This window comes from Streptomyces sp. NPDC057486 (genome assembly GCF_042802415.1).
Taxonomy (GTDB): domain Bacteria; phylum Actinomycetota; class Actinomycetes; order Streptomycetales; family Streptomycetaceae; genus Streptomyces; species Streptomyces yanii.
Map to the genome: position 1 here is coordinate 1 of NZ_JBHVEE010000143.1, position 25661 is coordinate 25661.

A 25661-nucleotide genomic window follows, 5' to 3' on the forward strand; every position below is an offset into this window, starting at 1 on the left:
TCAACGTGCCCAAGTCATCACTCGAGCCACGCGACTTCGACGTCAGAGTCGACAGGACCTGCGCCCCCATGTCGAACTTCATTCGCTTCCCCCTGTCGAGCTAAATGATCTGGTACGACGATATCCTTATCGGCATGGCTCGTTGGTTCAACCGACACTCCTGCGCCGTGACGAACGCATGACACGGCTGCGAACGAGCGAAGTCGCTGAACCATGGGTTGCGGGGCGTTGTTGGAACCGGGACGTCATCGCCCCGCCGGTCATCGTTGCGCACATGATCATCACGGCGGTAGAGGGGCGGGAACGGCGCTGGTTGTGGGGTGCAAGCAGAGTCAGTCGCGGTTGCGGGCGCAGAGGCCTTGCTGATGCTGTTCGGCGCGCGTGCGCCGGCTCCTGTGCGGGTTTCGGGTGCGCACCCGGCCTGTCGAACGGGTGCGCACCCGGCTTACGCGGGGGAGTGCTCCTGAATACGCGCCCCGCCGCTCTCGCGTTCAGCCCGCGCGAAAATCTCTCCGCGCCGCCATGACCCGCCGTCTCACCCGCAGGCGTTTCGCGCAGGGAGGGGGCAGCTGATCTCCCCTCCCCCTTGAAGCCGCGGTGACCGGACCCGCCGGTTCAGAGCCCTGGGGTCGGGCACGCCTTCGAGGGAACGCGCTCAGGCGGCGCGGCGGGTGACCGCCCACGAAGCGGCGGCGACGGTGCCCGCCACGGTGAAGACGGCGGGCCAGGCGCCGAGCTTCTTGGCCAGAGGGTGCGATCCGGCGAACGCGGCGACGTACGCCGTGGTCAGAGCGGTGGCCGCACGCGGTCCGGCCTGTCGGTTCCACTCGTACGCGGCGACCGTGCCCGCTGCGGCGAGCGCGACCCCGCCGAGCGGCCGCTTCTTGGTCCACCGCGCGACCGCGTACCCGCCGACGAGTCCGCTCGCCGCAACTGCCGCCGTAGGAACCTTTGCCATCGCCGCCACCTTCGCCTTCTCGTGTCGTGGCTTTTTTCTCGTGCTGCGGCTTCCGAGGCTAGCGCGGCGGGCGGACGCCCCGACTCGCCAGGGGGTGCACAAGCGTTTACCCTGCGAGGTGAACATCTGTGCACCCCTGGCTTCCGCTGCCACCGCCGAGCACCCCACGGAGATCGCATGCCCGCGGACACCTCTGTCCCCGACGGGTCGGCCGCCCCGACCCCGGCCCCGTACCACCCCCGTTTCGCCGTGGGCGTCCTCGCCTTCTGTGGGGTCGTCGTCGCGATCATGCAGACGATCGTCGTCCCGCTGCTCCCGCACATCCCGGCCCTCACCGGCGCGACCCCCGCCGCCGCGAGCTGGCTGGTCACCGTCACCCTTCTCACCGGCGCCGTCTTCACGCCCGTCCTGGGCCGGGTCGGCGACATGTACGGCAAGCGGCGGGTGCTCGTCGCCTCGCTCGTGGTGCTGGTCATCGGTTCCGTGTTGTGCGCGGTGAGCTCCCACATCGGCGTGCTGATCACCGGCCGCGCCCTCCAGGGTGCCGCGCTCGCCGTCGTACCGCTGGGCATCAGCATCCTGCGCGACGAACTCCCGCCCGAGCGGGTCCTCTCCGCGGTCGCCCTGATGAGTTCGACGCTCGGCATCGGCGCGGCCGTCGGGCTGCCGGTCGCCGCGCTCGTCGTCGAACACTTCGACTGGCACACCATGTTCTGGGTGTCGGGAGTGATCGGAGTCATCGACATCGTGCTGGTGCTCTGCTGTGTTCCCGAGTCCCCGCTGCGCACCCGCGGCCGCTTCGACGCCGTCGGCGCGCTCGGGCTGTCCGCGGCGCTGGTCTGTCTGCTGCTCGCGGTGACGCAGGGCGCCGACTGGGGCTGGACGTCCGCCCGCACCGTCGGGCTGCTCGTCGGCGCCGTCGTGGTGGCGCTGCTCTGGGGCGCGTACGAGCTCCGCGTGACGACGCCCATGGTCGACCTGCGGGTCTCGGCCCGCCCGGCCGTCCTGCTGACCAACGTCGCCGCCTTGCTGATCGGCTTCGCTTTCTACGCGAACTCCCTGGTCACCGCGCAGATGGTGCAGGAGCCGAAGGCGACCGGTTACGGGCTCGGTGCCTCGCTCGTCGTCAGCGGACTGTGCCTGCTGCCGGGCGGCGTGTCGATGGTGGCGCTCTCGCCGGTCTCGGCCCGGATCTCCGCACGGTACGGACCGAAGGTCAGCCTGATGCTGGCGGCCGCGATCATCGCCGTCGGCTATGTGGTGCGCTACTTCACCAGCCACAGCCTGTGGCTGATCATCGCCGGCGCGACGGTCGTCGCGTCGGGCACGGCCATCGCGTACTCGGCGCTGCCCGCGCTGGTGATGCGCGGGGTCCCGGTCAGCGAGACGGGCGCGGCCAACGGTCTCAACACGCTGATGAGATCGATCGGGCAGGCGTTCTGCAGCGCGACGGTGGCCGCCGTGCTGACCAACCTCACGTTCCGGGTGGGCGGCCGGACGGCTCCGACGCTCCACGCGTATCAGCTGGTCTTCTTGATCGCGGCGGGCGCGGCGCTGCTGGCGTTGACGGTCACGCTGTTCCTGCCCGGCAGGCGTACGGCCGGGGCGGGTACGGTCGGAGAGAGCCGCGACGGCCGCAAGGGCGGTGCGCGGACGATCACGATCGAGGAGGGCGCATGACCGGCAGCCAGGCCACCGCTCCGGCTCCGGCCCCCACCGACCCCGGCACGGGCCGGGACGCGATCCTGCGGGCGGCCCGGCGGGCGTTCACCCAGCGCCCGTACGCGGATGTGACCATCCGGGGGATCGCCGCCGACGCGGGAGTCAGCCCCTCCCTGGTGGTCAAGCACTTCGGCCGCAAGGAAGAACTCTTCAAGACGGTCGCCGACTTCGGCCCGGCTGCCGAGGAGCTCTTCGACGCCCCGCTGGACGAGCTCGGCCGCCACATGGTGATCACGCTCGTGCGCCGCCGCCGCGAACAGCAGACGGATCCGCTCCTGCGCGTCGTGTTCTCCCTCGGCAACCGGGACGAACGGTCGCTGCTGCGCGACCGCTTCCACGAACAGGTCACCGAGGCGCTCACCGCCCGACTCCCCGGCCACGAACGCGCCCTGCGCGCCGAACTGATCGCCGGCCACCTCCTCGGCCTCGGCGCCACCCTGAGCCTGCACCGCGAGGGTGCGGGTGCACTGGCCACCCCCGAACACCTCGCGGACCTGTACGCGCCCGCGCTCCAGACCCTGATCACGGGCTGAGGGCGGCACGATCCGCCGGTGCGGTGTGCGTGGTCCCCGGCGCGCGGGACAGGACGTGCACCTGGACCGGCAGGGCAAACTGTGCGCGCAGATCGCGGAGTTCATGGCCCGCGTGGTGCGACCGACCGTGAGGTATGGTCTGGGCCATTCGGCGAGGGGGGCCTCATGTCTGTCCGTACGTTCACACGTGCCACCGCAGCGCTGCCGCTGCTTCTGGGTGCGTTCCTGGTGGGCTGCAGCAGCGTCGACACGACGGAAGGGCCCGGCGGCGACGTCCCGTACGTGGCGCCGTCGGCGAACGCGGCAGCCGCGTCCAAGGCGGCCGCGGCGCAGGTGGAAGCGGACGCCGAGGCGTCAGCCGCCGCGGAGGCCGCCGCCGCATCCGGGACGCTCGCGACCAGGCCGGCACAGGTCCGCGACGCCTTCGCCACGTTCCAGGCCACCCTGGACGAGACCTGCACCCCCGGCGCGGGCGACTGCGGCTACGTCCTGGGCCGGATCAGTGACCAACTGATGGGCCTGGAAGCGTCGATGAAGGCGTACCCGAACGGCCCGGGCCACTTCAAGGAGCCCATGGCGTGGTTGGCCGCCCTGCGCACGTCCATGAAGGACGACACCTCCACGGACAATCTGGAGAAGCACCGCTCCGAGCTGTTCGGCACGCGCGACCGCATCAACACCTGGATGCAGGGCCACCCGGAGGACTACCGCTGACGGGGCCGCGCCGTCCACGGCACCCGGCCCGCCGTTCGCGTGCCGAGTTCACCGCCGCCGTCAGGCAGGACGCGGAGCCCGCCGGTCCTTACGCTGTGCCAGCTCCTCGTCGTCGACCAGCGTCAGCATGGGCTGACCCGGCGCGCACAGCATCGTCACGAGGAACCGGCTCCGGGAGTCCGTCCGGTTGTTTCCGTCCTGATAGTGAATGACGTCGCCGCCCGGCTCCCAGAATGTTTCCCCGGCCTTGATCACGCGCTCCGGCTCGCCTTCGAGCTCGAAGAGCATCTCCCCCTCCAGCATGTAGCCGAATGCCGGGCCCGAGTGCCGGTGCGGAGGTGTGCCGGGGTCGCCCGGGGGAAATTCGACGAGAACGGTCATCGCCTCGACCCCCTCCGGGATGTAGGGCGGCTTTGCCGTCTGCAGCACGGTCAGCGCGGTCTTCCACGCGTCGGACCGCGGTCCCTGCTCCGTGTTCGCCGGCTCGGTGCTCGACATGGTGAAGCCTCCAGTGGTGCATGGCGGTCTGTGGAGCCGCCCGGGTCAAACAGCGAGGTTCGATCACCCCTGTGGGGAATGACGGCCCATGCGGCTCGGACGGGGCGGAGAGCTTGTCGCTGTTACTGCTGCCGCGCCTGTTCGGCAGCTACGACCGAATGCCCTCGTGATGCGCGACATCGCCGCCATTCGGACCACGTGGTCGCCGCCGCAGCCCAGCTGTCCTTGGCGCCGGCCCCAAGTGCCGGACGGAACGCACGAAGCCGCCGGGGTGGAGCATGGAAACGCCCGGTGACGGCGGCGTCTTGCAGCCGGACCCCGGTCTGCACGGTCAGTCTCGCATCGGCTCGGACATGGCGCCTGTTGCCCGATGCCGCTCGCCGGGCAGCTGTCCGACGCGCTCGGCCGGATCGCCGAGGAAATCATGCCCGGACTGCGGTGATGGCCCACCTGCTTCCCTGCCCCTTAGAGTCATGCTCATGGTCACCCCTGAACTCGAAGAACGCCTGGCGGCACTGGAGAAGAGTCAGGAGCGCATGGCCTCGGACCTGGCACGTCTGGAGAGCGCCGTACAGGACATGAGGCGACCGAGCTTCTCGTTCGTCGTCCGGGTGGCCATCGGCCTCATCGTGCTGTGGGTGGCGCTGCAGTTCGTGCCGATGGTCGCTCTGATGCTGGGCTCGGCGATCTTCAACCAGGGCGGCCGGCCGGCGATCGGGGCGATCGCGCTGATCGTGATCGTGGCGGTGGCCGTGACCGTCACGGTCAAGGCAGTGCGCAACCGCAGGGCTTCGGCTTCCCGCTGACCAGGAGGCTGCTCGGGCCGGGAAATCCGAAGGCGCCCACGGTCCACGGCTCCCTAAGCTCGCCCCATGCCACTCCCAGAATTGCAGCCGATCAAGGCCTTCCTCTCGGCCTTCGCCCGCCGCCAGGCCGCGCGGACCATCGACCTCCCGGGCGGATTCGCCGTCCTCGACGACGCCTTCGCGCACTCGCACGCGAACAACCAGGTCGTCATCGACGGGCCCGCCGCCCCCGAGACGCTGCCCGGCATCGCGGACGAGGCGCTGGTACATCTGCCGTTCCGACGGATCTCCTTCCTCGACGACGAGACGGGGAGGGCGTGCGCGGAGCCGCTGATCCGCGCCGGATACACCCACTCCGTCCAACTGGTCATGGCACACACAGGTCCGGTGCCGGGCGGCAGCCACGTGGAGGCGGTGGACCTCGACGCGATCCGTGCGCCGCTCACCCGGCGCTGGCGCGGCTTCCTCCCCGACGCCGACGACACGGTCGTACGCCACCTCGTCGACCGCCGCGAGACCCGCCGTCGCGGCGCCGACGCCGTGCACTTCATAGCGGCACGCACGGACGAGGGTGAGGTCGCCTCGTGGGCGGACCTCTATCTGGACCCGGCAACCGGCATCGCCCAGATCGAGGACCTGATGACCTCCGAGACCCACCTCGGCCGCGGCCACGCCGACGCGGTCCTGGCCACAGCCCTGCGCATGGCCACCGACGCGGACTGCGGTACGAGGTTCCTGATCGCCGACGCGGACGACTGGCCACGCCATTGGTACGAGCGCCGCGGCTTCTCGTCCATCGGGCAGTCGCACCGCTTCGAACGCGGCTGAGGGCGGCTTCGGACTTCGGAGGGCGGCGTCGGCTGTCGAATGATCCGAAGCAGTCACGGCCCCGACGGCAGTCGGGCGTCGGCGCACGGCCTGGTGCGGCTCCTGCCCGGCAGCCGCCGAGGGGAGCCCCCGGTTCGCCGCCTGGCGAGGCCCTGTGCGCGAGCAGACAATGGTGGGCAGGGCCGATGACGGTCAGGGGGGCAGCAGCTGCGCGCTTCGGCAGCCGTCCAGGAGGTAGCGATGCACCAGACGAATCTCACTGGGGAGTCGGCCGAGTACGTCACCGCCCGCGAAGAGCTGCGCCACGCCGAGATCGAGCTGATGCGCCATCGCGAACGAGTCGCCGACCTGCGTCGGCGGCTGCCGCCGGGACCTGTCGTCGACGACTACCTCTTCGAAGAGGGCCCCGCGGACCTGCACGCCGGTGACGCGCCGACGCGAACCGTGCGACTCAGTGAGCTGTTCACCCGGCCCGGGCGCGACCTGGTCATCTACCAATTCATGTATGGCAAGCAGCAGACCCAGCCCTGCCCCATGTGCACGATGTGGATCGACGGGTTCAACGGAATCGCCCCCCACGTTGCGCAGAACGTCGACTTCGCCGTCGTTGCCGCAGCCGAGCTGCCCGTGCTGCGCGCGCACGCCCGAAACCGCCAGTGGACGAACCTGCGCCTGCTCAGTGCCGGGGCGAGCACCTTCAAATACGACCTCGGCAGCGAGGACACCGAAGGCAACCAGGACTCGACGGTGTCGGTGTTCACCCGCGACAGCAACGGGTCGGTGCACCACTTCTACTCCGTGCACCCCCGCATGTCCGACGACATCGACCAACGCGGCATCGACCTGCTCAGCCCGGTGTGGCACCTCCTCGACCTCACGCGCCAAGGTCGGGACGACTGGTTCCCCGCACTCAGCTACTAGCGTGACAGCCCTCGGCCGGGGCACGTCCGGCGGTTCACGCCCGTGGGTCGGTTGTGGGCCGCCGGAGCCGCGCGGACAGGGCGCGTCGGACTGATGCCGCGGCAGGTGCGCGTTCAGTAGCCGCTCGTGGTTGTCGGCTTCCTGCCCCGGTCAGCTTTCCCCGGCGACCGCCGCGTCCCTGTTGCCGTCCCTGTGTGCGGCATAGCGCGGGGCGTGCCGCGGCCAGGGCTTGGCCGCCTCGATCTGCGCGGCCAGTTCCAGCAGCAACTTCTCCCCGCCGGGCTTGGCCACGAGCTGCACCGCGACGGGCATGGCGTCGACGCCCACACCCACGGGAACCGCGAGCGCCGGCCAGCCCGCGATGTTCCAGGAGCCGAACAGCGAGGCCGTACGGGTGCTGACTGCCGTGGTGCGCAGCCCACCGGCGTCGCCCCACCGTTTGGCCTGCGCCGCCGGCTGGCTGAGCGCGGGGAGCAGCAGCACGTCCATCTGCCCGAAGAAACGTTCCGCGGCGTCGGTGCGCCAGCGGTCGCGCCCGTGCGCCCCGTCCAGGTGAAGGGCTGCCAACGCCTTGCCGACCGCGGCCAGTCGGCGCGTGCTCCGGTCGAGTCCGGCGCGGTCGAGTCCCGCAGCGCTCGCGCGGGCCGACGCGAACCAGGAGCTCAGCGACGCGGGTCCCAGCCATGCCGGATAGCGCCGGTTGTGCCGGGACACCGTGTGCCCGAGTCCTTTGAGCAGCGTCCCGGTCTCCAGCGCGGCACGGCGGTACTGGGCCGCGATCGCAAAGCCGGGCGAGATCGACCGGACCGATACGCCGATGCGCAGCGTCCCCACCTGGCCGAGCTGCGCGAAGCCCGGTTCGTCGGCCATCACGGCCAGTCCGAGGGCCGCGTCCTGCACCGTGGTCGCGATCGGGCCGTTCTCGACCAGGTCGAACCAGGTGGGGTCGTCCGGCGCGTGCGGCACGACGCCGGGCCCCGGCTTGATCCCGATCGTCCCGCAGCAGGCACAGGGGATCCGGATCGAGCCGAACCCGTCGTTGCCGTGCGCGAGTGGGACCAGACCGGCAGCCACCGCGGCCGCGCTGCCGCCCGAGGAGCCGCCGGGCGTGCGCTCCTCGTTCCAGGGATTGCGCGCGATCCCGTAGACGCTGTCGGCCATCGGGACCAGACAGAGTTCCGGCACGTTGGTCAGACCGACCACCACGGCGCCCGCTGCCCGCAGCCGTTGGACGATGACGTGATCGGTGGGGCTGTGATCCGACGATGTGGCAGCGGATCCCATGCGGGCCTGCTCGCCCGCGACCGCGATGTTGTCCTTGACCGCGACGGGGACTCCCGCGAGCGGCAGGGAGGCGCGGTCGGCCCGCCGGTCCACTGCCTCCGCCTCGGCCTGCGCCTGCTCCGCCCGCACGTGCCGGAACGCGGACAAGCCCGGTTCGAGCCGGGCGATGCGGTCGAGGTGCCGGCGGGTGACGTCGGCCGCGCTCGCCCGCCCTTCGCGTACGGCGGCGGCGATCTCGACGGCGGTGCGGCCGGTCCACTCAGTCATGTTGACGAGTCAATCCCTCGCCGCGTGCGCCGCCAACCCCCGCGCACCCGTGTTACCGAACGGTAATCCCGGGTGGGTTTCGATCGCGCTCGATCCTCGTACCGAGTCGCGTACGCGGCGCGGGTGGAGCCGGACGTGCCGGGCCGGTCCCCGGCCGGCGAGCGGGGGCGCGACCGGTTGCCGACGCCCGGGCCGGGCGGCCGAGCGTGTCAGCCTCACCGTCCTCGACCGGGAGACGATCTCCGGGCCTGAAACTCAGCGAACAGAAGGGCGGACAGCACTGGCCTGCCTCCTCCAGTGGAGAGCTGTACGCGTGTGGCGGCGTTGAGCGCGCAGTGTGACCAGCCTCTCGTGGTCCTGTGGCTCGGCCAGACTCCCGCTCAGGGCCGGAAGTGACAGCAACCGCACCGAGCCCTTCACCCGCGGCCTCCCCCTCCGGTGCGACGTCCTACGATGCGTCAGTCCTCCGGCGGATCCGGATCATCGTGCGGCAAGGAAGTCCATGCGCCTGTCCAACTACGTCAAGAAGGCCGCCATGGGCGCGGCGGCGATACCCCTCCTCGCCGGGTGCATAGGAGAACAGGGTGCGGGCGGGGCCGTGGAGCGAGCCGCGGAGAGGCCTGCCTCCTGGACGGACCTGCCGGTGCGGACGGGTGCACGGGACGTCGTCCACACGGACACCGACCACCGGTCGTACGAGGTCAGGATCACGGTCAAGAGCCTGGTCCGGGGCTCGGAGGAGGACATGCGGGGGGCGCGCGTGGACAAAGAGCTGAAGGGCATGGTCCCCCACTACCTCAGCTTCGAGGTCACCAACACCGGTCGGGAGAGGATCCCCGCTGCCTACATGGTGGACAGCAATTTCGCCCTGAACGGCACCGACTGGGCGCGGGGGGAGGAGGTCTACGTCAGCGGTGGCAGGCCGGGCGGGGTCGACCTGCCCTGCGCGGACACCGCGCCGAAGACGCTGGCGCCCGGCGACTCGTACAAAACCTGCGTGACCTACGCGCTGCCCGAGGGCGTCGGCGTGCTGTCGCTGACGCACAACGCCGACGGCTACCTCGACGAGGGCGGCGCGGTCGCCACCTGGCCCGTCGAGGGCGGCCTCGAGGCGGCGTCTGCCGGGCTGGCGGAACCGGGCGACATCGTCCGCGTCCGGTGGGACGCCCGCGAGGACGGCGTCCTCGAACTGCCCGCCACGCTGGTGTCCGTACGCCGAGGCAGCGCGGCCGACCTCGCGGGCCTGGACCTCGACCTCAACGAGAACGAGCGGCGCGGCGTCCCGTACTACGTGTCGGTCACCTACACCAACACCGGCCCGAAAGGCCTCTACGCCGACCAGGCCGACCTCGTCCGCCTGCTCACCGAGGGCGGTCGGCAGATACGGGGGAAGACCCCCTTCGTCCTCGACACGAAGATCCCCGGCTGTCCGTCCGACTGGGTCGCCCAGACCATCCCGCCGGGCGACAGCGTGACGGAGTGCAGCATCCACCTGGTGACGGACGACGGCGACAAGCCGTTCGCGGTGGGTTTCGCGGAGGCGGACCGGCCGGGACTGGTGGCCTGGCGGGCCCCCCTCCGCTGAGGCGGCCGGGGCAATCGGCCGACCTGCCGCCCGTCTCCGCGAGCGGCAGGTACACACGGTTGCCTGCCGCCGCGAACTCCTTCGACTTCTCCAGCATCCCGGCCTCGATCTCTTCAGGCGTCGAGCTGGCGTCACCGCCGAACTGCTCTGTGATGCTTCTACTCATCTTCATCGACCGCAGAGCTCGGGAGGAGTCCAGTGCCAAGGCTGACGGGAAACACCATCCGGACCGCCTGTCGTGGTGGTCTCCACCGATCGCGAGGTGGCCGACGGGGTGGCGGGAAGACGGGGCAAGTCCATTGCGTCCATCTTGCCCCCGAAGTGACTTTCGCGCGTCTAGTGAGATGGATTGCGACTTGCCGGAAATTATGAAACTGACCGTCAAGTCGCCGCTACACGGCGTGTGTTGTGAGTAAAGAAGTACCTCGTGTGTCGAGATTGGATTGAACTGATTACAAGATGGTCACTAAGGTCGGGCTTCGAACCTTCGCACGGTTGATCACCCATCCGGGGTGGCAGCGAAGGAACCGCCGAGTCCGTGACGTGCACGGAGCCGGGGATTTCGGTCCCTCCACAGCCCGGTAGGCGGCTCGAGGAAGAAGGAGCTCGCCTTCGTGGCGTCCCACCGTCGTCCCAAGCAGCCGAGCCGCGCTCGTGTGACCGTGCTCACCGCGACCGCCGCTGCGGCCGTGGCCCTGACCTCCCAGGCCGCCCACGCCGACCCCAAGCCGACCAAGAGTGAGGTCAAGGCGAAGGTCGACAAGCTCTACCACGAGGCGGAGAAGGCCACCGAGAAGTACAACGGGGCCAAGGAGCAGCAGCAGAAGCTCGAGAAGCAGGTCGGTGCGCTGCAGGACAAGGTGGCCCGCGGTCAGCAGGAGCTCAACACGCTCCGCAGCGGCCTCGGTTCGCTCGCCGCCGCGCAGTACCGCTCCGGCGGCATCGACCCGTCCGTGCAGCTCTTCCTCGCCTCGGACCCGGACGCCTTCCTCGATCAGGCTTCGGCCCTCGACCAGTTGACGGCCAAGCAGACCGAGTCGCTGGAGAAGATCCAGGAGAAGCAGCGGGCCCTCGCGCAGCAGCGCAAGGAGGCCCAGGACAAGCTGGGCGACCTCGCGGACGTCCGCAAGACGCTCGGCGAGAACAAGAAGAAGTTCCAGGGCAAGCTCACCGAGGCGCAGCGCCTGCTCAACACCCTGACCGCCGCCGAGCGCGCCAAGATGGCCGAGGACGACCAGCGCGCCAGCCGCGCCGCCGGCGACCGGGTCGAACTCGGCAACGAGGCCCCCGCCTCCGCCCTCGGCGCCGCCGCCCTCCAGGCCGCCTCCACCCGGGTGGGCAAGCCGTATGTCCGCACCGCCACGGGCCCCAACTCCTTCGACTGCTCGGGCCTGACCCAGTGGGCCTACGCCCAGGCCGGTGCCCAGATCACCCGCACCACGTACACCCAGATCAACCAGGGCACCCGCATCGCGCGCAGCGCCCTCAAGCCGGGCGACCTGGTCTTCTTCAGCAACACCTCGCATGTGGGCCTCTACGCGGGTAACAACACCGTGCTGCACGCCCCGTACCCGGGCGCCTACGTTCGCTACGAGTCGATGAACACCATCGGCAGCTACCAGACCGCGGTGCGCATCTGATCACGCCCGAACAGGCGAATTGCCGCGCCCCGTACAGACAGCCCGCCCCGCCGGAGACCACAGGTCACCGACGGGGCGGACCTCAATTCCCCGATGCGCGACTGCTCCGCTCCCCACAGAGAACGAGTTGCCGCATCGTCGTTCGCCTGACCGGCACCGAGGGTGCAGCGTGAAGTCCCATTCACATGATGGGAGATGGCGACGGTGCGGTACGGTGACGAAACCATCACGCTCTGTGTGTGCGCACATAGAGCGGCCCCCGGCAGTGCGCCAACACCGACCGAGGGCCTTCATCACCAGTGGAAGTAGCCACCGGAAATGCTGCGTCATGTTAACGCCCCGTCTCGGCGCTTCACGAAGGCATCGCACGATGTCGTGCGCCATCCGCGTCTGAGCAGTGACGCGAAGATCCTGCTCCTGTACGTACAGGGCCTTCCCGATGAGCCCCCCTGCAAGCCCCTGAGCGAACTCGCCCGGAAGCTGGGCATCAAGGGCCGCGCGTACCAGAAGGCGAAAGAACAGCTGGTCGCGTACGGGTACGTGCACGAGTGGCGAAGTCAGGGCGACCGAGGCCGCTGGGTCACCGAGCAACTGGTCGCGAACACCCCTCTGGCGAGTGAGCAGGCAGAACACCTGCGAGGGGCCGCCTCGCCCGCAACCCCGCCACCGAGTACGCAGATTCCGGCAGTCGGCGAACCGACCGCCCGGACGGTCGGTGGCTATCAACCGGTAGAAGACCACAGTGATAAGACCACTCCCCACCCACCCTCCGAAGCCGAGCCGACGACGGACCCGGATCCCGAACCGAAGGCGGGTCCGGCTGATTCCCTCCAACTGGAGCGCGCGGAACGGGTCCTGCTCTCGCTGCGCCACACCCGCCGCGAACTGCACCTGGGAATGCGGGAGGCCCGCGCACTGGCTGTGGAGGCGGTCAAATGGCTGGAGCGCGGGCTGAGCGAGTCCGACCTGCGACAGGCGCTCCTGGCCGAACGCCCGGAAGGCGGCGTGCGCTCGGCGGTCGGCTTCCTGCGCTACCGCCTCATCCAGAAGCTCCCCGCGGAACCGGCCTCGCCGCCACTGACGGAGCCCCCGTCGGCCGCTGCCCTGGTCGTCTGCTCCTCGCCCGGCGAGGAACACGTCTTCCGCCCCCTGGGAGACGAGACGGAATGCGCCCCGTGCCGCCAGTCCGCCGCGTACGCGACCTTCCACGGCGCGCCCGCCCCGGAACCCGCTCGCATCCCGTGGCGGGAACGGTTCGCGAAGATCAACGGGGCGCCGCCCGGCGCGCTCGATGGTGTCTGACGACAGCCTCAGCGAGCTCAGCGACTGAGAAACACCCTTCGCCCCCGTCACGGCTTCCGGCCAGTGACAGGGGCGTGCGGGCGGCACCCCCCAGGGGAGGCGTCAGTTGGCGGGGGCCTGGTAGAGGCCGCGGCCGGCTCGGTGGGCTCGGGAAGTGCCGACAAGCCGGTCGAGTGTGCTGCGTACGGTGTTGATGCTGCCGGGGGTGAGCTCGCGTCCCAGGGCCTTCGTGACGTCACGCGCACGGACGGGGGTGTCGCCGAAGGAGGCCAGGACCTTCATGGCCATCTCGGTGAGGCTGCCGCTGTTGTCGACTGCCGGTTCGGCGGGCGCAGCCTTCTTCGGTGCCCTGGCCTTCGCGGGCTTGACGGCCTTTGCGGGCTCGGCGGCCTTGACGGCCTTCGCGGGCTTGGCGGCCTTGGAAACGACGGCCTTCTTGGCAGGCTCGCTCTTCTGCTTGGCGGGCGCCTGCTTGCGGCCCTTGGTCACGGGCGCCTTCCGGACCGCACGGCGAGCAGGGGTGGCTGCTGCCTTCTCCTGCGGGGCTTCCGCCTCGACAGCAGCGGTGCGGCCCTGCGCCTGCCGCGGAATCCTAGGAGCGGCGACGTTCTCCGTCTCCGTCTCAGCGTTCGCCGACGGAGCGGGGACGGCGCTGGGCTCACTGCCGACCAGCGCAGGTGCCGGTGCCGGGGGAGCGGTGGACAGCGCCTGCAGAGCGGTCAGAGCGGTGCGCACCGACTCCAGGCGTTCGGTGACCGTCGCGAGTTCCTTCTCCAGAGCCTGCTGGTGCTCTTCCAGGCGCGGAAGTTCCGCCTGCAGCAATGCGGTTGTGGCATCGACGGTGCCCTGCGCGTTGGCTTCTGAGGTCATGGTGTCGCCCTTCGTTTCCGGCCGACCGTTGCTGACCGACATGTCGCAGCGTAAGGGGCTTTGTGTTGTGGCCTGAAATCGCCCCTTCAATGCGCACTGGCAACAGGCGCCATCAGCACTGGCCACCAGTCTTCGGGAACCGCAGGAAACCGTAGTCGAAGGCCCGCATACCCAAGGTGTAGGCACACTCTCTGCGCCAGTCGTCCACCGCGTACGGCGCCGTCCTGGCCGAGCAGAGCGACGAATGGGCCGAACAACGCCGCTACATGGGACCCGAGATCCTCGGCCGCAGCCGCTTTCAACCCGGGTGAGCGCGGAGAGGTTGCCAGGTGCTAGCAAGAGGCGGAGCGTGAGTTACGGGGGATCAGCAGAACTCGGGGGTCTCCACAGGATGAGGTTCATCATGACCAGAACTGTGCGTGGACGAATTCCCGGGTTCGTGTGTGCATCCGTCTTGGCCTCAGCGCTTGCCTTTTCAGTAGCTGCGCCCGCAGCCCAGGCGGCCCCACAGGTACCGGCAAAGACCACCGCATCAAAGGCCGCACCCAAAAAACAGCTGGTGCGACTGGCACCCAGGTGCGTGTGGATGGCAGCCACGGTCCACCATCTACCCCCCACCTACCCCGCCTACTCCCCCACCTTCTACCCCCCACCTTCTACCCTTACCCGGGAGTGATCTTCTGACCGGATTCAAGCCGGTTTCAGGTCGGTGGTTGGACAAGGTCAGGTTGTAGCCGCGGACCAGCCTTTCCACGGTTCGGTTGCGGTCGAGCCCTTGGCTGGCGGGGTGGTGCCCGAACAGGTGTGTCCAGGCGTGCTGCCAGGGCTAGTGCAGCGCTGCACTGACTCCTGCGAGGTCAGGTGGCCTTGAGTGGGGTGCCGTCGTAGGTCCATCGGAAGGGGCGGGCTCCCGCAACTTTCATTGCCCTGGCGGTGGGTGTGGGATTGGAACTCACGATGACTCGCGCCATGACGGTTCTCAAGTTCGTTAAGACATTCGATACTTAGCTAGGCGCTCTTGGGCTACTACGGTCCACGGATGGGCTGGCCCGAGCACTCGAATCCGTTTTTCTGCGACTGCTTCGGCGTGCTCAATCGCCTCTGGGATCTCACCTAGTGCGGCGAGGATCTGGCTGAGAAGTGCCCGAGCGTTCTGTGTAATGGGGTGATCAAGTCCGTGGCGTCGCTCATAAGCGGCAAAGACCCGTCGAGCACGGGGGAGAGCATCCGTCGGCTGACCCGTGAAAAATAGGGCGTACGAGTACTCGTGCTCGGCGATCAACGTGACCCCGTGGCCCGGCTCAAATTCGCTATGACAGTCCGCTACCAGGGCTGGCCCTCCTGCGACCTCCTCGTCCAACTCGGGCCCAGGCGGGAGTCCAAGCAAGTGATATCTTGCAATTATCGTCAAAGGGTGTACGGACCCTAATACGTCCGTTCGGCCAGCTACAGCTCTCCGGATGAGGACTACGGATTCGGGCGTTCGATCGAGCATCCAAAGCGGATGCGACAACGCCAGGCAGGTTTCGAGGGTGTCCAGCGCCGTCAGGCCAAAGACCCGCTCACAGTCTTCCAGGACCTCGCGGAGCAAGGCCTCGGCCTCCTCGAATCGACCGAGTCGATGAAGTGTCCGCCCAATGCGTTGGCGCAGTTTCAGGACCAAGGCATGGCCCTCGCCCAGGCGCCCCTCTGCAAGGATTACGGCCTCACCTCCAAGTGCAAGCGCTGAAGCGTAGTCCCCCGCACGGTGCAGACCGACCATGAGCCGCAATGAACATTCTGTGGCTACTTCAACGATTGACCGTCCAAGGTCTTTCCAGGACACCGCTCGTTGCAATAGCGCAAGCACATGCGGCGACAGCTGATTGAACTGAGCGGCCGACGAACCGCGTTCGGGAACTTCTGGCAGGACAGACATGAGCAGTTGAGCGGCCGTCGAGACGAGCAGTCCACGCTGATCCCTCGGCGTACTCTTGGCCACACTCTCGAGCAGGACCCCGTGAGTGCTTAGACATCGCGGGCTTCCCGGCATCAGTTCAGTAAGGGAATGATCGAGCAGCCCTCGCAGCGCCGACTCGATACGCGGTGCTGGGAGGTGTGGATCGAGTTCGTCCTTGGCTAAAAGCCGGACCGGCAGCGGGTCGCTAGCCCAGCAAGCGAGCAGGCGCAGCAAAGCGTGAGCTTCGGGGAGACCCTGGTCGGTGAGTGCATTTAGAGAGAGTTTCCACGTACGACTCACCAGGTGGCGTGAGTCATCGCTGATACTTTCGGCACCTTGGTCGATCAGCGCAATGGGGTCAGTGGTCTGACCACCATCGAGGTGAATTCCGTACTCTGTCATCGTCCACGGATCAATCACCTGTTGGGCGAGGAATGTGCCGGCGAGCGTCAGCGCAAGAGGCAGTCTTCCGAGCCGGTCGGCAATTGCGGCGGCTTCGTCGGTAGTCCCCGATCCGGGCGCGAGATCACAAAGAACCTGCGCAGCTGCGTCGCGAGGAAGCACGCTGACATGGAGCAGCACCGCGCCGGGCCACCAGCGGGCTGCCGCCTGGCGCGTAGTGACCAGTACGGTGCCGCGGGGACTGGCGCGCAGCCAGGCACCATCTCGCAGGACAGCAGGGTCGTCGGCATTGTCGATCACTAGCAACCATGGCTGGTCAGATTGGTCAAGGTAGTCCCAAACCAGGTCAGCGGCTGCTCGTAACCCGCTGCGTGCTGCCGCCAATTCGCCGTCTGTGGCTCCCCGGTCGGCTGCTACGGCCAGCATGCTGGCGCGTAGCGAAGTGGTGTCGGATGCGTTTACCCAAAGACCGATTTGGTCGCCTTCGCCGGTCGCGTGCTCAAAGACCGCGTAGGCAACAGTCGTCTTACCGCATCCACCGAGTCCGTGCAGGACGAATACCTGATTGCCTGAACCTGCGGTGACGGCCGCCCGCAGGGGCGCTAGCAATTCGACACGATCACGGAGGACCACTGGGGCTCGCCCTATGGACGGGCGGCGCACAGAAGCTGGTCCAGACCACTCGGGTCCGTGATGGTGGTGCTCGACGATATGTTGGTCCCCCGAAGCCTGATAGACGCGGCCATGGCCGTCGGCCTGAGCATCGTTACGCCCATTCATTGCTGGTCCATGTGCATGTCCCTGCCGGCCTGGTAGACCCGGCTCCGACCCGAGGCGGTGGCATGCTGGGTGACCATAGTCGTGACGGTAGTCTGCGGATCCAACTCCGCCATAAGAATGCGTAACTCGGCACCAACCTCGGGGTGCGCGCTGAGCAGCCGTCGAATGCGGCCCTGCCACTCCGCCCCTAGCTCCTGCTCCGTTTCCAGATCACCATCGTCCCGAGCCCTCACCAGATCGTCCCGGGTTGCTTCGAGCTCTGCTGATACGGTATCGGCCCGATCGGGACGGACACGTCTCCAGATAGCCACGAACCCTTCCCGCGCAGCCTGCCAGGCGTCAGTGGCCAGCAAGGAAACCAGGGTTGTGCCTGCAGTTCCTGCCAGTGCTGTGATCTCCGGGTCCATCAAGCTCCCATCCCCGCAACGAGGTTGTTCTGCATCACACTAGGTCAGAGTGAAGTCACTTGCAGCACACATCTGAGGCACAAGGACCGTGTGGCGCGGTCGGGTAAGACACATGTGGATCGGCCGCTGCATATCAGGCCGCCGTCGCTGACCGATCCGGCCAAGCGACGGCTCAGGAGGTTTCTGTGCCACAGGCGCGCCGGGCGGAGCGATGACTCACGGGAAACTGCGGCTGGCGGCGGGGAGACCCCCAGGAGACACGGAAACCAGCATCTCGCGGGTCAGACGCCATCCTCACAGAGGGTGAGCTGATCACGCGCCGAGCTGTTCGTGCCGAACGGCTGTGAGGAACCCCGCCCACGATGCGGTGCCGAACGTCAGCATCGGACGGTCAGGGGACTTCGAGTCGCGGATCGCGGTGGCCTGTGGGAGGTGGGCGGCCTCAACGCACTCGGTCGTGTTCGCTCCGCTGTATGACGACTTGAACCAGCTGAGAGGCTTGGGGGATTGAGGAACCGAAAGCATTACATCTCCTCGCGAACGCGCTCGATCAAGGCCGACGACGTGGCCATGTCCAACGCTTGTGCACGCAGGTAGTCGAACGCAAGTCTGTATCGGTCGAGTTCTTCGTCCTTCTCCATGAAGAGCGAGCCAACATGCAGGTCGACATACACGACGTCCAGGCTCGTCTCGACCCCGCCGAGGATCACGAAACTTCCCAAGGCCGCGCCGTGAGCACCCTTGGAGAACGGCAGGATCTGCAAGGTAATGTGCTGCGAGTCGTTGGCTTCCAGCAGGTGACCCAGCTGATCGCGCATGATTCGTGGGGATCCGACTACGCGCCGGATCACTGACTCGTCGAGGATCGCCCACAGGTGCGGTGGCTTGGGTCGACTCAGGATCTCCTGGCGCTTCATGCGGATATCCACGAGACGCTGGATCTCCTCGGGCGCCAGGCGCATCTCGCTGGCACCTTGAATCGCTGTGCTGTAGTTCCGTGTCTGCAAAAGGCCGGGTACGTAAGTGCAGGAGAAGTGGTCCTCGCGCACGGCCTCGTCCTCAAGCGTCAGCAGAAGATTCATGTCAGCGGGGATGGAGTCGGTGTACGGCCCCCACCAGCCCTGCTGCTTGGCGTCCTTCGCCAGGGCAACCACAGCAGTCCGCTCCGCATCGGTTGCGTCGTACTGCCGACAGAGTGCGTCCGCGATGGGCCATTTCACTGGCCCTTCCTGAGTCTCGTAGCGGCTGACAGTGGCCTTTGAAACCCCGACGAGCCGTCCGGCCTCCTCCAGCGTCATGCCCTTCCGTGCGCGCAACTTGCGCATCATCGCGCCGAGCTGCCGGCGTCGTGTTGTGGTCCTGACGGACATGGAGGGGGCCTTCCGTTCCGAGTCATGCGGCGCTTGGGCGCCAATAAGGCTATGTCGGAGGTCAGTTGGCGGCGCCCGGATTCACCCGATCGATTTTCGTGAGAAGTTTCATGAAGAGACTTCTTGCTGCCATACTCGCAAACCTGGCCACTCAGCGCAGTCGGTTGGATACGGCGAGTGCGGGGCTGTAGTGGCGCCGGAAGGAGAGTGCATGTCCGGACACGACAATGGTTCGCGACTCCGCAGCGTGTTGCCATTCGAGGCCGAGCCCGCAGCGGTTCGGGACCTCCGGAGAGTCGTCAGAGGGCAGCTCGCGGCGTGGTGCCTGTCGGCCTTCGCTGAAGAGGCCGAACTCGCAGTGAGTGAGTTGGCTGCCAACGTGATCAAGCACGTGGGGAGAGGTGCCGCTGCCACTCTCGTCCTGGAGGCGGCGGGCCATCGCCTGCGGATCGAGCTCCATGACACGAGTCACTGTGTGCCGGTTCTTGGATCGGCTGCTTGCGACGACGAGTGCGGCCGGGGCCTTCATCTGCTTGCCGGCATGGCCGTCGACTGGGGCACGTTGTTGACTGCGACGGGAAAAGCCGTCTGGTGTGAGCTTTCAGCTGACCCGGAGCTGCAATGTCGCCGGGTGTGGCGGGCCGAGGCGGCCCTGGCGAATTACCGGCGAGATGTCGGAGCGCCGCTACTGCTGCAGAGTCGCTCGGCTCAGATCCTTGAGGAATCTTCCACCGACCTCATTGCTGATCTCCTCCACTGGGTCGCTGCTCGGGGCGGCGACCCGGATGGCCTGTTGGACAGGGCGCAGATGCACTTCGAGGCGGAGGCGGCCTGATGGGCGCAGCGTACGAGCCGAAGGCGGGCGGCTACGCCGCCCCGCCGACCTTGGCGGCTTTCTCAATCTCCGCCCGCAGGGCTGCCGGGGTACGCCATGATGCGCCGCGATGGCCTCTGTGGCACATGCGGTGGCAGTTGGCGCACAGGAAGGCGAGGTCTTCCAGCTTGGTCTCGCTGGGGCCGGATATGTGGAGGGGCAGTACGTGGTGAATCTCAACGTAGCCCTTGCCGAGGGCTCCGTAGAACCGGCCGAAATCGAAAGTGCAGACCTCGCACTGCAGGGGCTGCCCCAGCTTCTGCGCCCACGCGATCTTGCGAGCCCGGAGATTGCGGTCACGTTCGCGATGCAGGGCCCATCGGGCGAGGAGGCGGCCTTCAATCGCCGAGTTCCCCTCATCATCGAGCTCATCTGGATCTGCTGGGATCTTGTGCAGCTCGCCCGTGCCGATACCCTGCCGCAGAGCAGCGGCAGCCCCAAGCATCTCGGAGGGCTGGGCGATAAAGGCGGCGATCACTTCCTTGTCCAGTCGGCCACCCTTGGTGGGGGTGCCGCTGTAGGTGGGGTGGTTCGAGGCCAGGTCGGAAGTCTTGCGGCTGACGCTGCCGATGGATCTGAACTTCGGGATGGTCTGCGCTGCACCTCCGTGGATGGGCAGCGAGCGGAGCAGGTCGGAGAGATCGAGTATGCGAGAGTCGCCCTCGCGGAGCTCATTCCAGTCGTTCTCGACCACGAGTGCGCAGGCCAGCAGCAACTCGTCGTGGGTCCATGCAGGGCTTCTCGGCATGGGCCATATCGTATGAGTGTTCGCTGTCACGTGTGGGGCGGTCAGAGCGTAATGATGTGTGCCGCACACTTGAGGACGGTCGTGTTGTCAGTGGAGTCTGTCACCCTCTGTGATGGCTGGTGGCAATCGGCGCTAGTCGGGCAAGTCTGGAAGGAGGGTGCATGATCAGCACCAAGAGGGAGTTCACCTCGGTTGAGATCTGTGCCGGGGCGGGCGGGCAGGCATTGGGCCTGCACAATGCGCTGTTCAGGCATCTTGCGCTGATCGAGATCGACACGAACGCGGTAGCCACCCTCAAGGCGAACGTGGAGGGGAACGCGGAGTGGGAGGGATGCAAGGTCAAACAGGCTGACCTGACGCAGCTCAAGCCGCTGGATCTGAGGCTGGAGCTAGAGCTTGAGGCGGGCGACCTGGACCTGCTTGCCGGCGGTGTGCCGTGCCCGCCTTTCTCTATCGCGGGAAAGCAGCTGGGGCGGGACGACGAGCGGGATCTGTTCCCAACCATGCTCGACCTCGTCGATGAGCTTGAGCCCAAGGCCGTGATGATCGAGAACGTCCGGGGACTCTTGGAGCCGAAGGAGAAATTCCAGGGGTACCGGGAGGAGCTTCTGGAACGCCTTGAGCTCATGGGCTACGAAAAGTGCTATTGGGAAGTTCTGGAAGCGAAGAATTACGGAGTGCCGCAACTCCGCCCCCGCGCGATTCTGGTGGCGATGAAGAGGGAGTACATCCCATTCTTCGCCGCTACGAAGCCTGAGGACCGGCGGCTTGTCACGGTCGGGGAAGCGCTGGAAAAGAGCATGGCAAAGCGCTACGACGAGGTCGATGACCCCCGAGCCGATGAAGTGTTCAAGACATGGCTAGACCGGGCATCGAAGGGCGTTGCACCCACCCTTGTTGGCGGTTCTAAGAAGCACGGCGGCGCTGACCTTGGTCCCACCCGGGCAAAGAAGGCGTGGGCAGCGCTGGGTGTATGCGGGCTCGGCGTCGCGAACGACTCAGAGGGCATGGAGCGGCTGGACAGCCAGGACCGCGATCTGTTTGCTGCGGCGGGACCGAAGCTCACGGTGACGCAGGCAGCGATCATCCAGGGCTTCCCGGAGAGCTGGAAGTTCACAGGCAAGAAGACAGCCGCATACCGGCAAGTAGGGAATGCCTTCCCTCCGCCAGTCGCTCAAGCGGTGGGGGAACAGATCGTCGCTGCTCTCAAAGCGGCTCGCGAGGCCGGAGTCGTGGCATCGGTACGGGAGGAACGCGCCCTGACCAGACAACGCGACAGCGAGTTGTTGTTCAAGCTGGCCGATCTCTCAGTGCCTGCTATCCCGGAGCCGACGGACCGTAGCAGCGATCGTGAGGGCGCAGTCGTTGGGTGACTCGTGCTCCCAGAATCGGAGCACGGTCCACCCCGCCTTGCGGAGGCGTTCATCTGTGTCCCGGTCTCGGGTCACGTTCCGTGCGACCTTGTCCGACCAGTAGCCAGGGTTGGTCTTCGGCGAGACGTAGTGCTTCGGGCAGCCGTGCCAATAGCAGCCGTCGATGAACACTGCCAGCTTAGTAGGGCGGAAGACAATGTCTGCCGTCCTGCGAAGCCCGGGTAGCGGCTTGGCCGCTACCCGGTACCGCAGCCCCTGAGCATGGAGGAGCCGCCGGACCAGCAGCTCCGGTTTGGTGTCGCGGCTCCGGATCGCCTGCATGTTCCGACGCCGGGCGGCTGATGAGGCCCAAGAGTCAGACGGCAGGGACTGGGGTTCATCGTTCTGCAATGGACGCCTCCGTGTTCAAGATCCCAGTCTGACGCTTCCTTCATCTCGGAGGGACGGGGGGAACAGGCGTTCGCGGCTCGGTGCCGGGGAGGCATCGCTGCCGAGCGTGGCCTCCACAGGTATTCAGGCGTCGAGTGCGAGGCTAAGCAGAATGTCGGCAGAGATTTGTTGGTCTCTGCTGAGCAGCTTCCTTGCGAGCCGCATCACCTCGCGGTCGTCGCGCTGCGATGCGTACCGGAGGATCAGCTCAGTAGCCTCGGCCAGGCCACGGTGCCGGCTGGAGGCGATAGCGAGAGCGGCCTCATCGAGGGTGGCCTCCAGGCCAACGTGACGGAGGATGCCGGCAGCGCCTGCCAGGTCTCCTGCTGCGAGGCGGATGGAGACATCGTCTAGAGCCGGCCACTGCGCGCCTGAAACTTGAATGTGTGGCCGGTCCCCCTGTTCGAAGGGGACCGGCAATACGTCTTGAGCTTCCACGCTAGAGCCAGCCGGCTTCTCGAACGGCGACTCCTCTTGAGCAGTCGAGTCCGGCCTGGAGGTTGCCGCCGGACAGCGTGCGCATGGGGCTACTGGCGTCGAGGCGTACTCGACCACCGATCTTCGTAGCTTCTCCAAATCGTCCCAGGACCTGATCGGGATGCCCTGGTCGCTGGCACGCTCACAAGCCAGATCGTGCAAGGCCTTGAGCGGCTGAGACTTGGGATGCTTGCGCTTCCCGTTGATCAGGTCCGACAGCACAGACCTCGACACGTGGGGCTTTGTCCCTCGCTGATCCAGCTCCCTGCTTATGCCTGCGAGCGAGATGTTGATGGCGGCACAGAGGTCCCGGACGGCGTCCGCCAGGTCTCGCGGCGGTCCGGGCAGGTCGTCGAGATCGGCATAGCGTCCACGTGTCGGCAATCCAACTCCTTGGTCTGGCAGCTAGCTGTGTCCTCGAACTGATTGTGGACTCTGAGAGCTCCGAACATAGAGAGTTGTCTGTCCCGACTTGGTCCGGGACAGACAACGCCTTCCGCTCCTGCGGTCGATGACGTTGAGTTAGGACGAAGAGGCCGACGGGGCAATGAAGTTCGATGTTGTTGCACGGAATCGTCGGATGGTGCGCTCTATGCGAGAGGTGATCTGTGCGTATGAACATGCCGTCCTGGGAGGGCACGAAGCTGGGCACGATGAAGCGTGCTGGGCTCTGGCTCGTCCAGGAGGTTGGGGTCGGCAACACCTTCACGAAGGGGCAGCTGCGCGAGGCCTTCCCTGACGTGTCTCAGATCGACCGTCGCATGCGGGACCTGCGTGACTTCGACTGGCAGATCGATACGAAGCGCGAAGATGTGACACTCGACGCTCACGAGCAACGTTTTGTCCGGCAGGGCGCCCCGGTGTGGGAGCCCGGCAAGGCGACCCGCAAGGCCGGCGTGACGGTCACGGCGACTCAGCGGCGCTCGCTCCTCGTGGCCGACGGGCACAAGTGTCGCTCGTGCGGGATCGGTCCTGGCGAGCAGTACGTGGGCACGGACGTCACCTCGCAGCTCGATATCGCGCGGCGCGCGGTCCGGCTTACGGATGGCAGGACCGAGGTGCAGCTGGTTATCGAGTGCAACCGCTGCCGTATCGGTGATCGCGAACTGATCGCTGACCTTGGCGATCTCGTGAACCGGATTGCCAAGCTGCCGGCGATTGAGAGGAAGATCCTCTCTGCATGGGTCGAGCAGGACAGCCGCGGGTTCAGTGAAATTGAGGACTTGTGGGCTGGGTACCGCAGCTTGCCGACCGAAGCTCGTGATCAGTTCAGGGATGCTCTCCAGTAACCTGCTGCATCCTGCGGCGCGGGGTGCCGTTTCGAGCATCTCGCGCCCTCTCCCCCCCCCAGCTCTATTTAGGTGACCACATAAGGAGGCATTGCATGTCAACGGACCTTGGTATCCCGCCGATTGCGCTTGAGAACAGGACCCTGGTTGAGCAACGGCTGAAAGAGGTGCACGAGGGGCAGGGGGTGCCTGAGACGCTGACGGTCGAATTTCGGGGAAATCCCAGGCACATTGAAGTTATTGACGTGCCAGTCAATCAGCTCTTCTATAATCCTGGCACTCATCGAATTCGCGCTCAGCGGAGTTACGATCCGGCCAAGGATCGTGCGCTCCAGGCAGATGCATGGAGCGATGAAAGTCAGGAATATTTGCACTATTTGCTGACCGCGCTCCCGGCGGATCCGCATAAGCGTGACCCTGCGTTTAATGATCTGATGGAGAGTCTGGGAGAGCATAAGCAGAATGAACCCGGGCTGATCACGCGCGATGGAATCCTTGTTAACGGTAATACTCGCCGTGCTGCACTGGCGGAGTTGGGGGTCTCCAGCATCAGAGTTGGTGTGCTCCCTGCCTCGTGCACGTGGGCAGACATCCATGCCGTGGAATTGTCGCTCCAACTGCGTCCAGATGAGCGCCGCCCTTACTCCTACATCAACCATTTGCTTGCCTTGGATGAGCAAATGAAGCTTGGTCGACCGCTCTCAGACATCGCTCGCAGCTTCCACACTACCTCGCCGGCGTGCGAGCGCGATGTCTGGATCCTTAGCCAGCTCCGAGATCTGGTTCAGCGCAGCGTTAATGGTAGCTTTTCTCTTCGGCTCATGGATTTCGAAGAGGCGAAGGAGAAGCTGTTCGAACTTTACCGTACGTACAACAAGGAGCATGGTAAGAACAAAGAAAAGGCCGACCTCCTCAAGGAGGCGCGGCTGGCGGCCATTGCATTTGAGTTTTCCAAGACGGACGTTCGCTACATCGGGACCGACTTCCAGGCGCGCTTCCTTGACCCGCGGCTCCCTGAGTCCGTCAAGCCTGTCGCGACAGCTCCCGCAGCTGTTGCTATTCCCGGCCTCAACAGGACTGTCCAAGCGGCAGGGGCCCAAGTAGCCGCGGCTCGTGCCCTGACTGACAAGGTGCTACAGGCCAAGGCTGTTCAGGTTGCAGATGACGAGGTCACCCCAGAGCAGTTGACCACTGCTTCTCAGGCGTACAACGGAATCAGGGAAATCTTCGAAGAATCCATCGACTTTGCAGGGAAAGACCACCGCCTGCGAAAGAAGCGGCAGGCGGCTCCGGACCGGGTGACTGACGCCTGCAAGGACATCGAACAGTGCATCACCGATCTAGTCCTGGCCCGCGGAAATGGCAGCCTTGACGAGGGCGCGTTCGACGATGCCCTGATCAGTCTCCGTACGGTCATGGGCCGGCTTGCCGTTGAGGCCGTCAAGAGCATCCCCCTTCCGGGCGAGGGAGTCACTTGGCTGCGCGATGTGACTGGCGGAGCGAAGTGACGGGGATTCCTGACCTGATGGATCCGTCGCTTCGGATCGGCTTCGATGTCTCCCGGACGCGCGTGCTTTTGCGTGCGCGGTCTGGGCTCCAGAGCGACTTCGCCTCGCTGGCTGCCCGCATCGCTGCGGGCGGCCAG

The 25661-nt window shown here is 66.7% G+C and carries 24 protein-coding genes; 13 read left to right on the forward strand and 11 right to left on the reverse strand.

From position 1 onward, the window contains the following. Positions 1-655: 655 nt before the first annotated feature. The gene (locus ACFU6I_RS39925) at positions 656-958 is read right to left on the reverse strand and encodes a hypothetical protein (protein ID WP_266985198.1); all 303 of its coding nucleotides are present in this window, start codon (positions 956-958) and stop codon (positions 656-658) included. Positions 959-1135: 177 nt separating this feature from the next. On the opposite strand from ACFU6I_RS39925, the gene ACFU6I_RS39930 reads away from it, so the two are divergent. From ACFU6I_RS39930 to ACFU6I_RS39940, 3 genes are all read left to right on the forward strand, one after another. Continuing rightward, positions 1136-2638, forward strand: coding sequence for an MFS transporter (locus tag ACFU6I_RS39930; protein WP_384376736.1), 1503 nt, complete (start codon positions 1136-1138; stop codon positions 2636-2638). Continuing rightward, positions 2635-3213 (forward strand): TetR family transcriptional regulator, encoded by a 579-nt coding sequence (locus ACFU6I_RS39935; RefSeq protein ID WP_384376739.1) that lies wholly within the window; start codon positions 2635-2637, stop codon positions 3211-3213. The genes ACFU6I_RS39930 and ACFU6I_RS39935 overlap by 4 nt, the downstream gene beginning before the upstream one ends. 165 nt (positions 3214-3378) lie before the next feature. Then, on the forward strand, positions 3379-3927 hold the full coding sequence (locus ACFU6I_RS39940; RefSeq protein WP_384376742.1) for a hypothetical protein: 549 nt from the start codon (positions 3379-3381) through the stop codon (positions 3925-3927). 60 nt (positions 3928-3987) lie between these two features. Here ACFU6I_RS39940 and ACFU6I_RS39945 read toward each other — a convergent pair whose 3' ends face one another. Beyond that, positions 3988-4425: a cupin domain-containing protein gene (locus ACFU6I_RS39945; RefSeq protein ID WP_384376745.1), complete on the reverse strand. Its 438-nt coding sequence runs from the start codon at positions 4423-4425 to the stop codon at positions 3988-3990. A gap of 479 nt (positions 4426-4904) precedes the next feature. On the opposite strand from ACFU6I_RS39945, the gene ACFU6I_RS39950 reads away from it, so the two are divergent. The 3 genes from ACFU6I_RS39950 (at position 4905) to ACFU6I_RS39960 (ending at position 6980) form a co-directional block, all read left to right on the forward strand. Continuing rightward, positions 4905-5231: a hypothetical protein gene (locus tag ACFU6I_RS39950; protein WP_384376748.1), complete on the forward strand. Its 327-nt coding sequence runs from the start codon at positions 4905-4907 to the stop codon at positions 5229-5231. Between the two features lie 66 nt (positions 5232-5297). Next, a complete protein-coding gene (locus ACFU6I_RS39955) occupies positions 5298-6059 on the forward strand; it encodes a GNAT family N-acetyltransferase (protein ID WP_384376751.1) in 762 nt (253 codons plus the stop codon). A 240-nt stretch (positions 6060-6299) separates the two neighbouring features. Beyond that, positions 6300-6980 carry a DUF899 family protein gene (locus ACFU6I_RS39960; RefSeq protein WP_384376754.1) on the forward strand — a complete coding sequence of 227 codons (681 nt, stop codon included), beginning with the start codon at positions 6300-6302 and terminating at the stop codon, positions 6978-6980. 150 nt (positions 6981-7130) lie between these two features. Here ACFU6I_RS39960 and ACFU6I_RS39965 read toward each other — a convergent pair whose 3' ends face one another. Continuing rightward, positions 7131-8531 (reverse strand): amidase, encoded by a 1401-nt coding sequence (locus tag ACFU6I_RS39965; RefSeq protein WP_384376757.1) that lies wholly within the window; start codon positions 8529-8531, stop codon positions 7131-7133. A 502-nt stretch (positions 8532-9033) separates the two neighbouring features. Between ACFU6I_RS39965 and ACFU6I_RS39970 the strand changes: the two genes are divergently transcribed. From ACFU6I_RS39970 to ACFU6I_RS39980, 3 genes are all read left to right on the forward strand, one after another. After that, positions 9034-10116, forward strand: coding sequence for a hypothetical protein (locus ACFU6I_RS39970; protein ID WP_384376760.1), 1083 nt, complete (start codon positions 9034-9036; stop codon positions 10114-10116). Between the two features lie 614 nt (positions 10117-10730). Next, complete coding sequence (locus ACFU6I_RS39975) at positions 10731-11756, forward strand: NlpC/P60 family protein (protein WP_384376763.1); 1026 nt, start codon at positions 10731-10733, stop codon at positions 11754-11756. Between the two features lie 318 nt (positions 11757-12074). After that, positions 12075-13058 carry a hypothetical protein gene (locus tag ACFU6I_RS39980; RefSeq protein ID WP_384376766.1) on the forward strand — a complete coding sequence of 328 codons (984 nt, stop codon included), beginning with the start codon at positions 12075-12077 and terminating at the stop codon, positions 13056-13058. Between the two features lie 102 nt (positions 13059-13160). Here the strand turns inward: ACFU6I_RS39980 and ACFU6I_RS39985 are convergent, their stop codons facing one another. The 5 genes from ACFU6I_RS39985 to ACFU6I_RS40005 form a co-directional block, all read right to left on the reverse strand. Beyond that, on the reverse strand, positions 13161-13928 hold the full coding sequence (locus ACFU6I_RS39985; protein WP_384376769.1) for a hypothetical protein: 768 nt from the start codon (positions 13926-13928) through the stop codon (positions 13161-13163). A gap of 988 nt (positions 13929-14916) precedes the next feature. Then, complete coding sequence (locus ACFU6I_RS39990) at positions 14917-17049, reverse strand: tetratricopeptide repeat protein (RefSeq protein ID WP_384376772.1); 2133 nt, start codon at positions 17047-17049, stop codon at positions 14917-14919. Continuing rightward, positions 17046-17456, reverse strand: a complete 411-nt coding sequence (locus ACFU6I_RS39995; protein ID WP_384376776.1) for a hypothetical protein — start codon at positions 17454-17456, stop codon at positions 17046-17048. Before ACFU6I_RS39995 ends, ACFU6I_RS39990 begins: the two co-directional genes overlap by 4 nt. 312 nt (positions 17457-17768) lie before the next feature. After that, the gene (locus tag ACFU6I_RS40000) at positions 17769-17981 is read right to left on the reverse strand and encodes a DUF397 domain-containing protein (protein WP_384376779.1); all 213 of its coding nucleotides are present in this window, start codon (positions 17979-17981) and stop codon (positions 17769-17771) included. Continuing rightward, positions 17981-18826 carry a helix-turn-helix domain-containing protein gene (locus tag ACFU6I_RS40005; protein WP_384376782.1) on the reverse strand — a complete coding sequence of 282 codons (846 nt, stop codon included), beginning with the start codon at positions 18824-18826 and terminating at the stop codon, positions 17981-17983. Before ACFU6I_RS40005 ends, ACFU6I_RS40000 begins: the two co-directional genes overlap by 1 nt. Before the next feature lie 211 nt (positions 18827-19037). Here ACFU6I_RS40005 and ACFU6I_RS40010 point away from each other — a divergent pair, with 211 nt between their 5' ends. After that, positions 19038-19661, forward strand: coding sequence for an ATP-binding protein (locus ACFU6I_RS40010; RefSeq protein WP_384376785.1), 624 nt, complete (start codon positions 19038-19040; stop codon positions 19659-19661). Between the two features lie 31 nt (positions 19662-19692). Here the strand turns inward: ACFU6I_RS40010 and ACFU6I_RS40015 are convergent, their stop codons facing one another. Further along, positions 19693-20448 (reverse strand): HNH endonuclease, encoded by a 756-nt coding sequence (locus ACFU6I_RS40015; protein ID WP_384376788.1) that lies wholly within the window; start codon positions 20446-20448, stop codon positions 19693-19695. A gap of 161 nt (positions 20449-20609) precedes the next feature. On the opposite strand from ACFU6I_RS40015, the gene ACFU6I_RS40020 reads away from it, so the two are divergent. Beyond that, the gene (locus ACFU6I_RS40020) at positions 20610-21821 is read left to right on the forward strand and encodes a DNA cytosine methyltransferase (RefSeq protein ID WP_384376791.1); all 1212 of its coding nucleotides are present in this window, start codon (positions 20610-20612) and stop codon (positions 21819-21821) included. On the opposite strand, the gene ACFU6I_RS40025 is transcribed toward ACFU6I_RS40020, so the two are convergent. Together ACFU6I_RS40025 and ACFU6I_RS40030 are read right to left on the reverse strand one after the other, a co-directional pair. Next, a complete protein-coding gene (locus tag ACFU6I_RS40025) occupies positions 21756-22187 on the reverse strand; it encodes a very short patch repair endonuclease (protein ID WP_384376802.1) in 432 nt (143 codons plus the stop codon). The two genes, ACFU6I_RS40020 and ACFU6I_RS40025, sit on opposite strands and share 66 nt — an antisense overlap. Positions 22188-22334: 147 nt before the next feature. Then, positions 22335-23111, reverse strand: a complete 777-nt coding sequence (locus ACFU6I_RS40030; RefSeq protein WP_384376794.1) for a hypothetical protein — start codon at positions 23109-23111, stop codon at positions 22335-22337. 230 nt (positions 23112-23341) lie between these two features. Here ACFU6I_RS40030 and ACFU6I_RS40035 point away from each other — a divergent pair, with 230 nt between their 5' ends. Next, a complete protein-coding gene (locus ACFU6I_RS40035; protein WP_384376796.1) occupies positions 23342-24016 on the forward strand; it encodes a hypothetical protein in 675 nt (224 codons plus the stop codon). Between the two features lie 95 nt (positions 24017-24111). After that, positions 24112-25524, forward strand: a complete 1413-nt coding sequence (locus ACFU6I_RS40040; protein ID WP_384376799.1) for a transcriptional regulator — start codon at positions 24112-24114, stop codon at positions 25522-25524. Positions 25525-25661 lie beyond the last annotated feature (137 nt).

Coding starts and splice junctions, on each gene's coding strand:
- ACFU6I_RS39950 (WP_384376748.1), top strand. CDS start 4,905: ATGGTCACCCCTGAACTCGAAGAACGCCTGGCGGCACTGGAGAAGAGT.
- ACFU6I_RS39955 (WP_384376751.1), top strand. CDS start 5,298: ATGCCACTCCCAGAATTGCAGCCGATCAAGGCCTTCCTCTCGGCCTTC.
- ACFU6I_RS39960 (WP_384376754.1), top strand. CDS start 6,300: ATGCACCAGACGAATCTCACTGGGGAGTCGGCCGAGTACGTCACCGCC.
- ACFU6I_RS40035 (WP_384376796.1), top strand. CDS start 23,342: ATGAACATGCCGTCCTGGGAGGGCACGAAGCTGGGCACGATGAAGCGT.
- ACFU6I_RS39970 (WP_384376760.1), top strand. CDS start 9,034: ATGCGCCTGTCCAACTACGTCAAGAAGGCCGCCATGGGCGCGGCGGCG.
- ACFU6I_RS40040 (WP_384376799.1), top strand. CDS start 24,112: ATGTCAACGGACCTTGGTATCCCGCCGATTGCGCTTGAGAACAGGACC.
- ACFU6I_RS39985 (WP_384376769.1), bottom strand. CDS start 13,928: ATGACCTCAGAAGCCAACGCGCAGGGCACCGTCGATGCCACAACCGCA.
- ACFU6I_RS39930 (WP_384376736.1), top strand. CDS start 1,136: ATGCCCGCGGACACCTCTGTCCCCGACGGGTCGGCCGCCCCGACCCCG.
- ACFU6I_RS39980 (WP_384376766.1), top strand. CDS start 12,075: ATGCTGCGTCATGTTAACGCCCCGTCTCGGCGCTTCACGAAGGCATCG.
- ACFU6I_RS39965 (WP_384376757.1), bottom strand. CDS start 8,531: ATGACTGAGTGGACCGGCCGCACCGCCGTCGAGATCGCCGCCGCCGTA.
- ACFU6I_RS40000 (WP_384376779.1), bottom strand. CDS start 17,981: ATGCTTTCGGTTCCTCAATCCCCCAAGCCTCTCAGCTGGTTCAAGTCG.
- ACFU6I_RS40020 (WP_384376791.1), top strand. CDS start 20,610: ATGATCAGCACCAAGAGGGAGTTCACCTCGGTTGAGATCTGTGCCGGG.
- ACFU6I_RS40015 (WP_384376788.1), bottom strand. CDS start 20,448: ATGCCGAGAAGCCCTGCATGGACCCACGACGAGTTGCTGCTGGCCTGC.
- ACFU6I_RS39945 (WP_384376745.1), bottom strand. CDS start 4,425: ATGTCGAGCACCGAGCCGGCGAACACGGAGCAGGGACCGCGGTCCGAC.
- ACFU6I_RS39935 (WP_384376739.1), top strand. CDS start 2,635: ATGACCGGCAGCCAGGCCACCGCTCCGGCTCCGGCCCCCACCGACCCC.
- ACFU6I_RS39925 (WP_266985198.1), bottom strand. CDS start 958: ATGGCAAAGGTTCCTACGGCGGCAGTTGCGGCGAGCGGACTCGTCGGC.
- ACFU6I_RS39995 (WP_384376776.1), bottom strand. CDS start 17,456: ATGGACCCGGAGATCACAGCACTGGCAGGAACTGCAGGCACAACCCTG.
- ACFU6I_RS39990 (WP_384376772.1), bottom strand. CDS start 17,049: ATGAATGGGCGTAACGATGCTCAGGCCGACGGCCATGGCCGCGTCTAT.
- ACFU6I_RS39940 (WP_384376742.1), top strand. CDS start 3,379: ATGTCTGTCCGTACGTTCACACGTGCCACCGCAGCGCTGCCGCTGCTT.
- ACFU6I_RS40010 (WP_384376785.1), top strand. CDS start 19,038: ATGTCCGGACACGACAATGGTTCGCGACTCCGCAGCGTGTTGCCATTC.
- ACFU6I_RS40005 (WP_384376782.1), bottom strand. CDS start 18,826: ATGTCCGTCAGGACCACAACACGACGCCGGCAGCTCGGCGCGATGATG.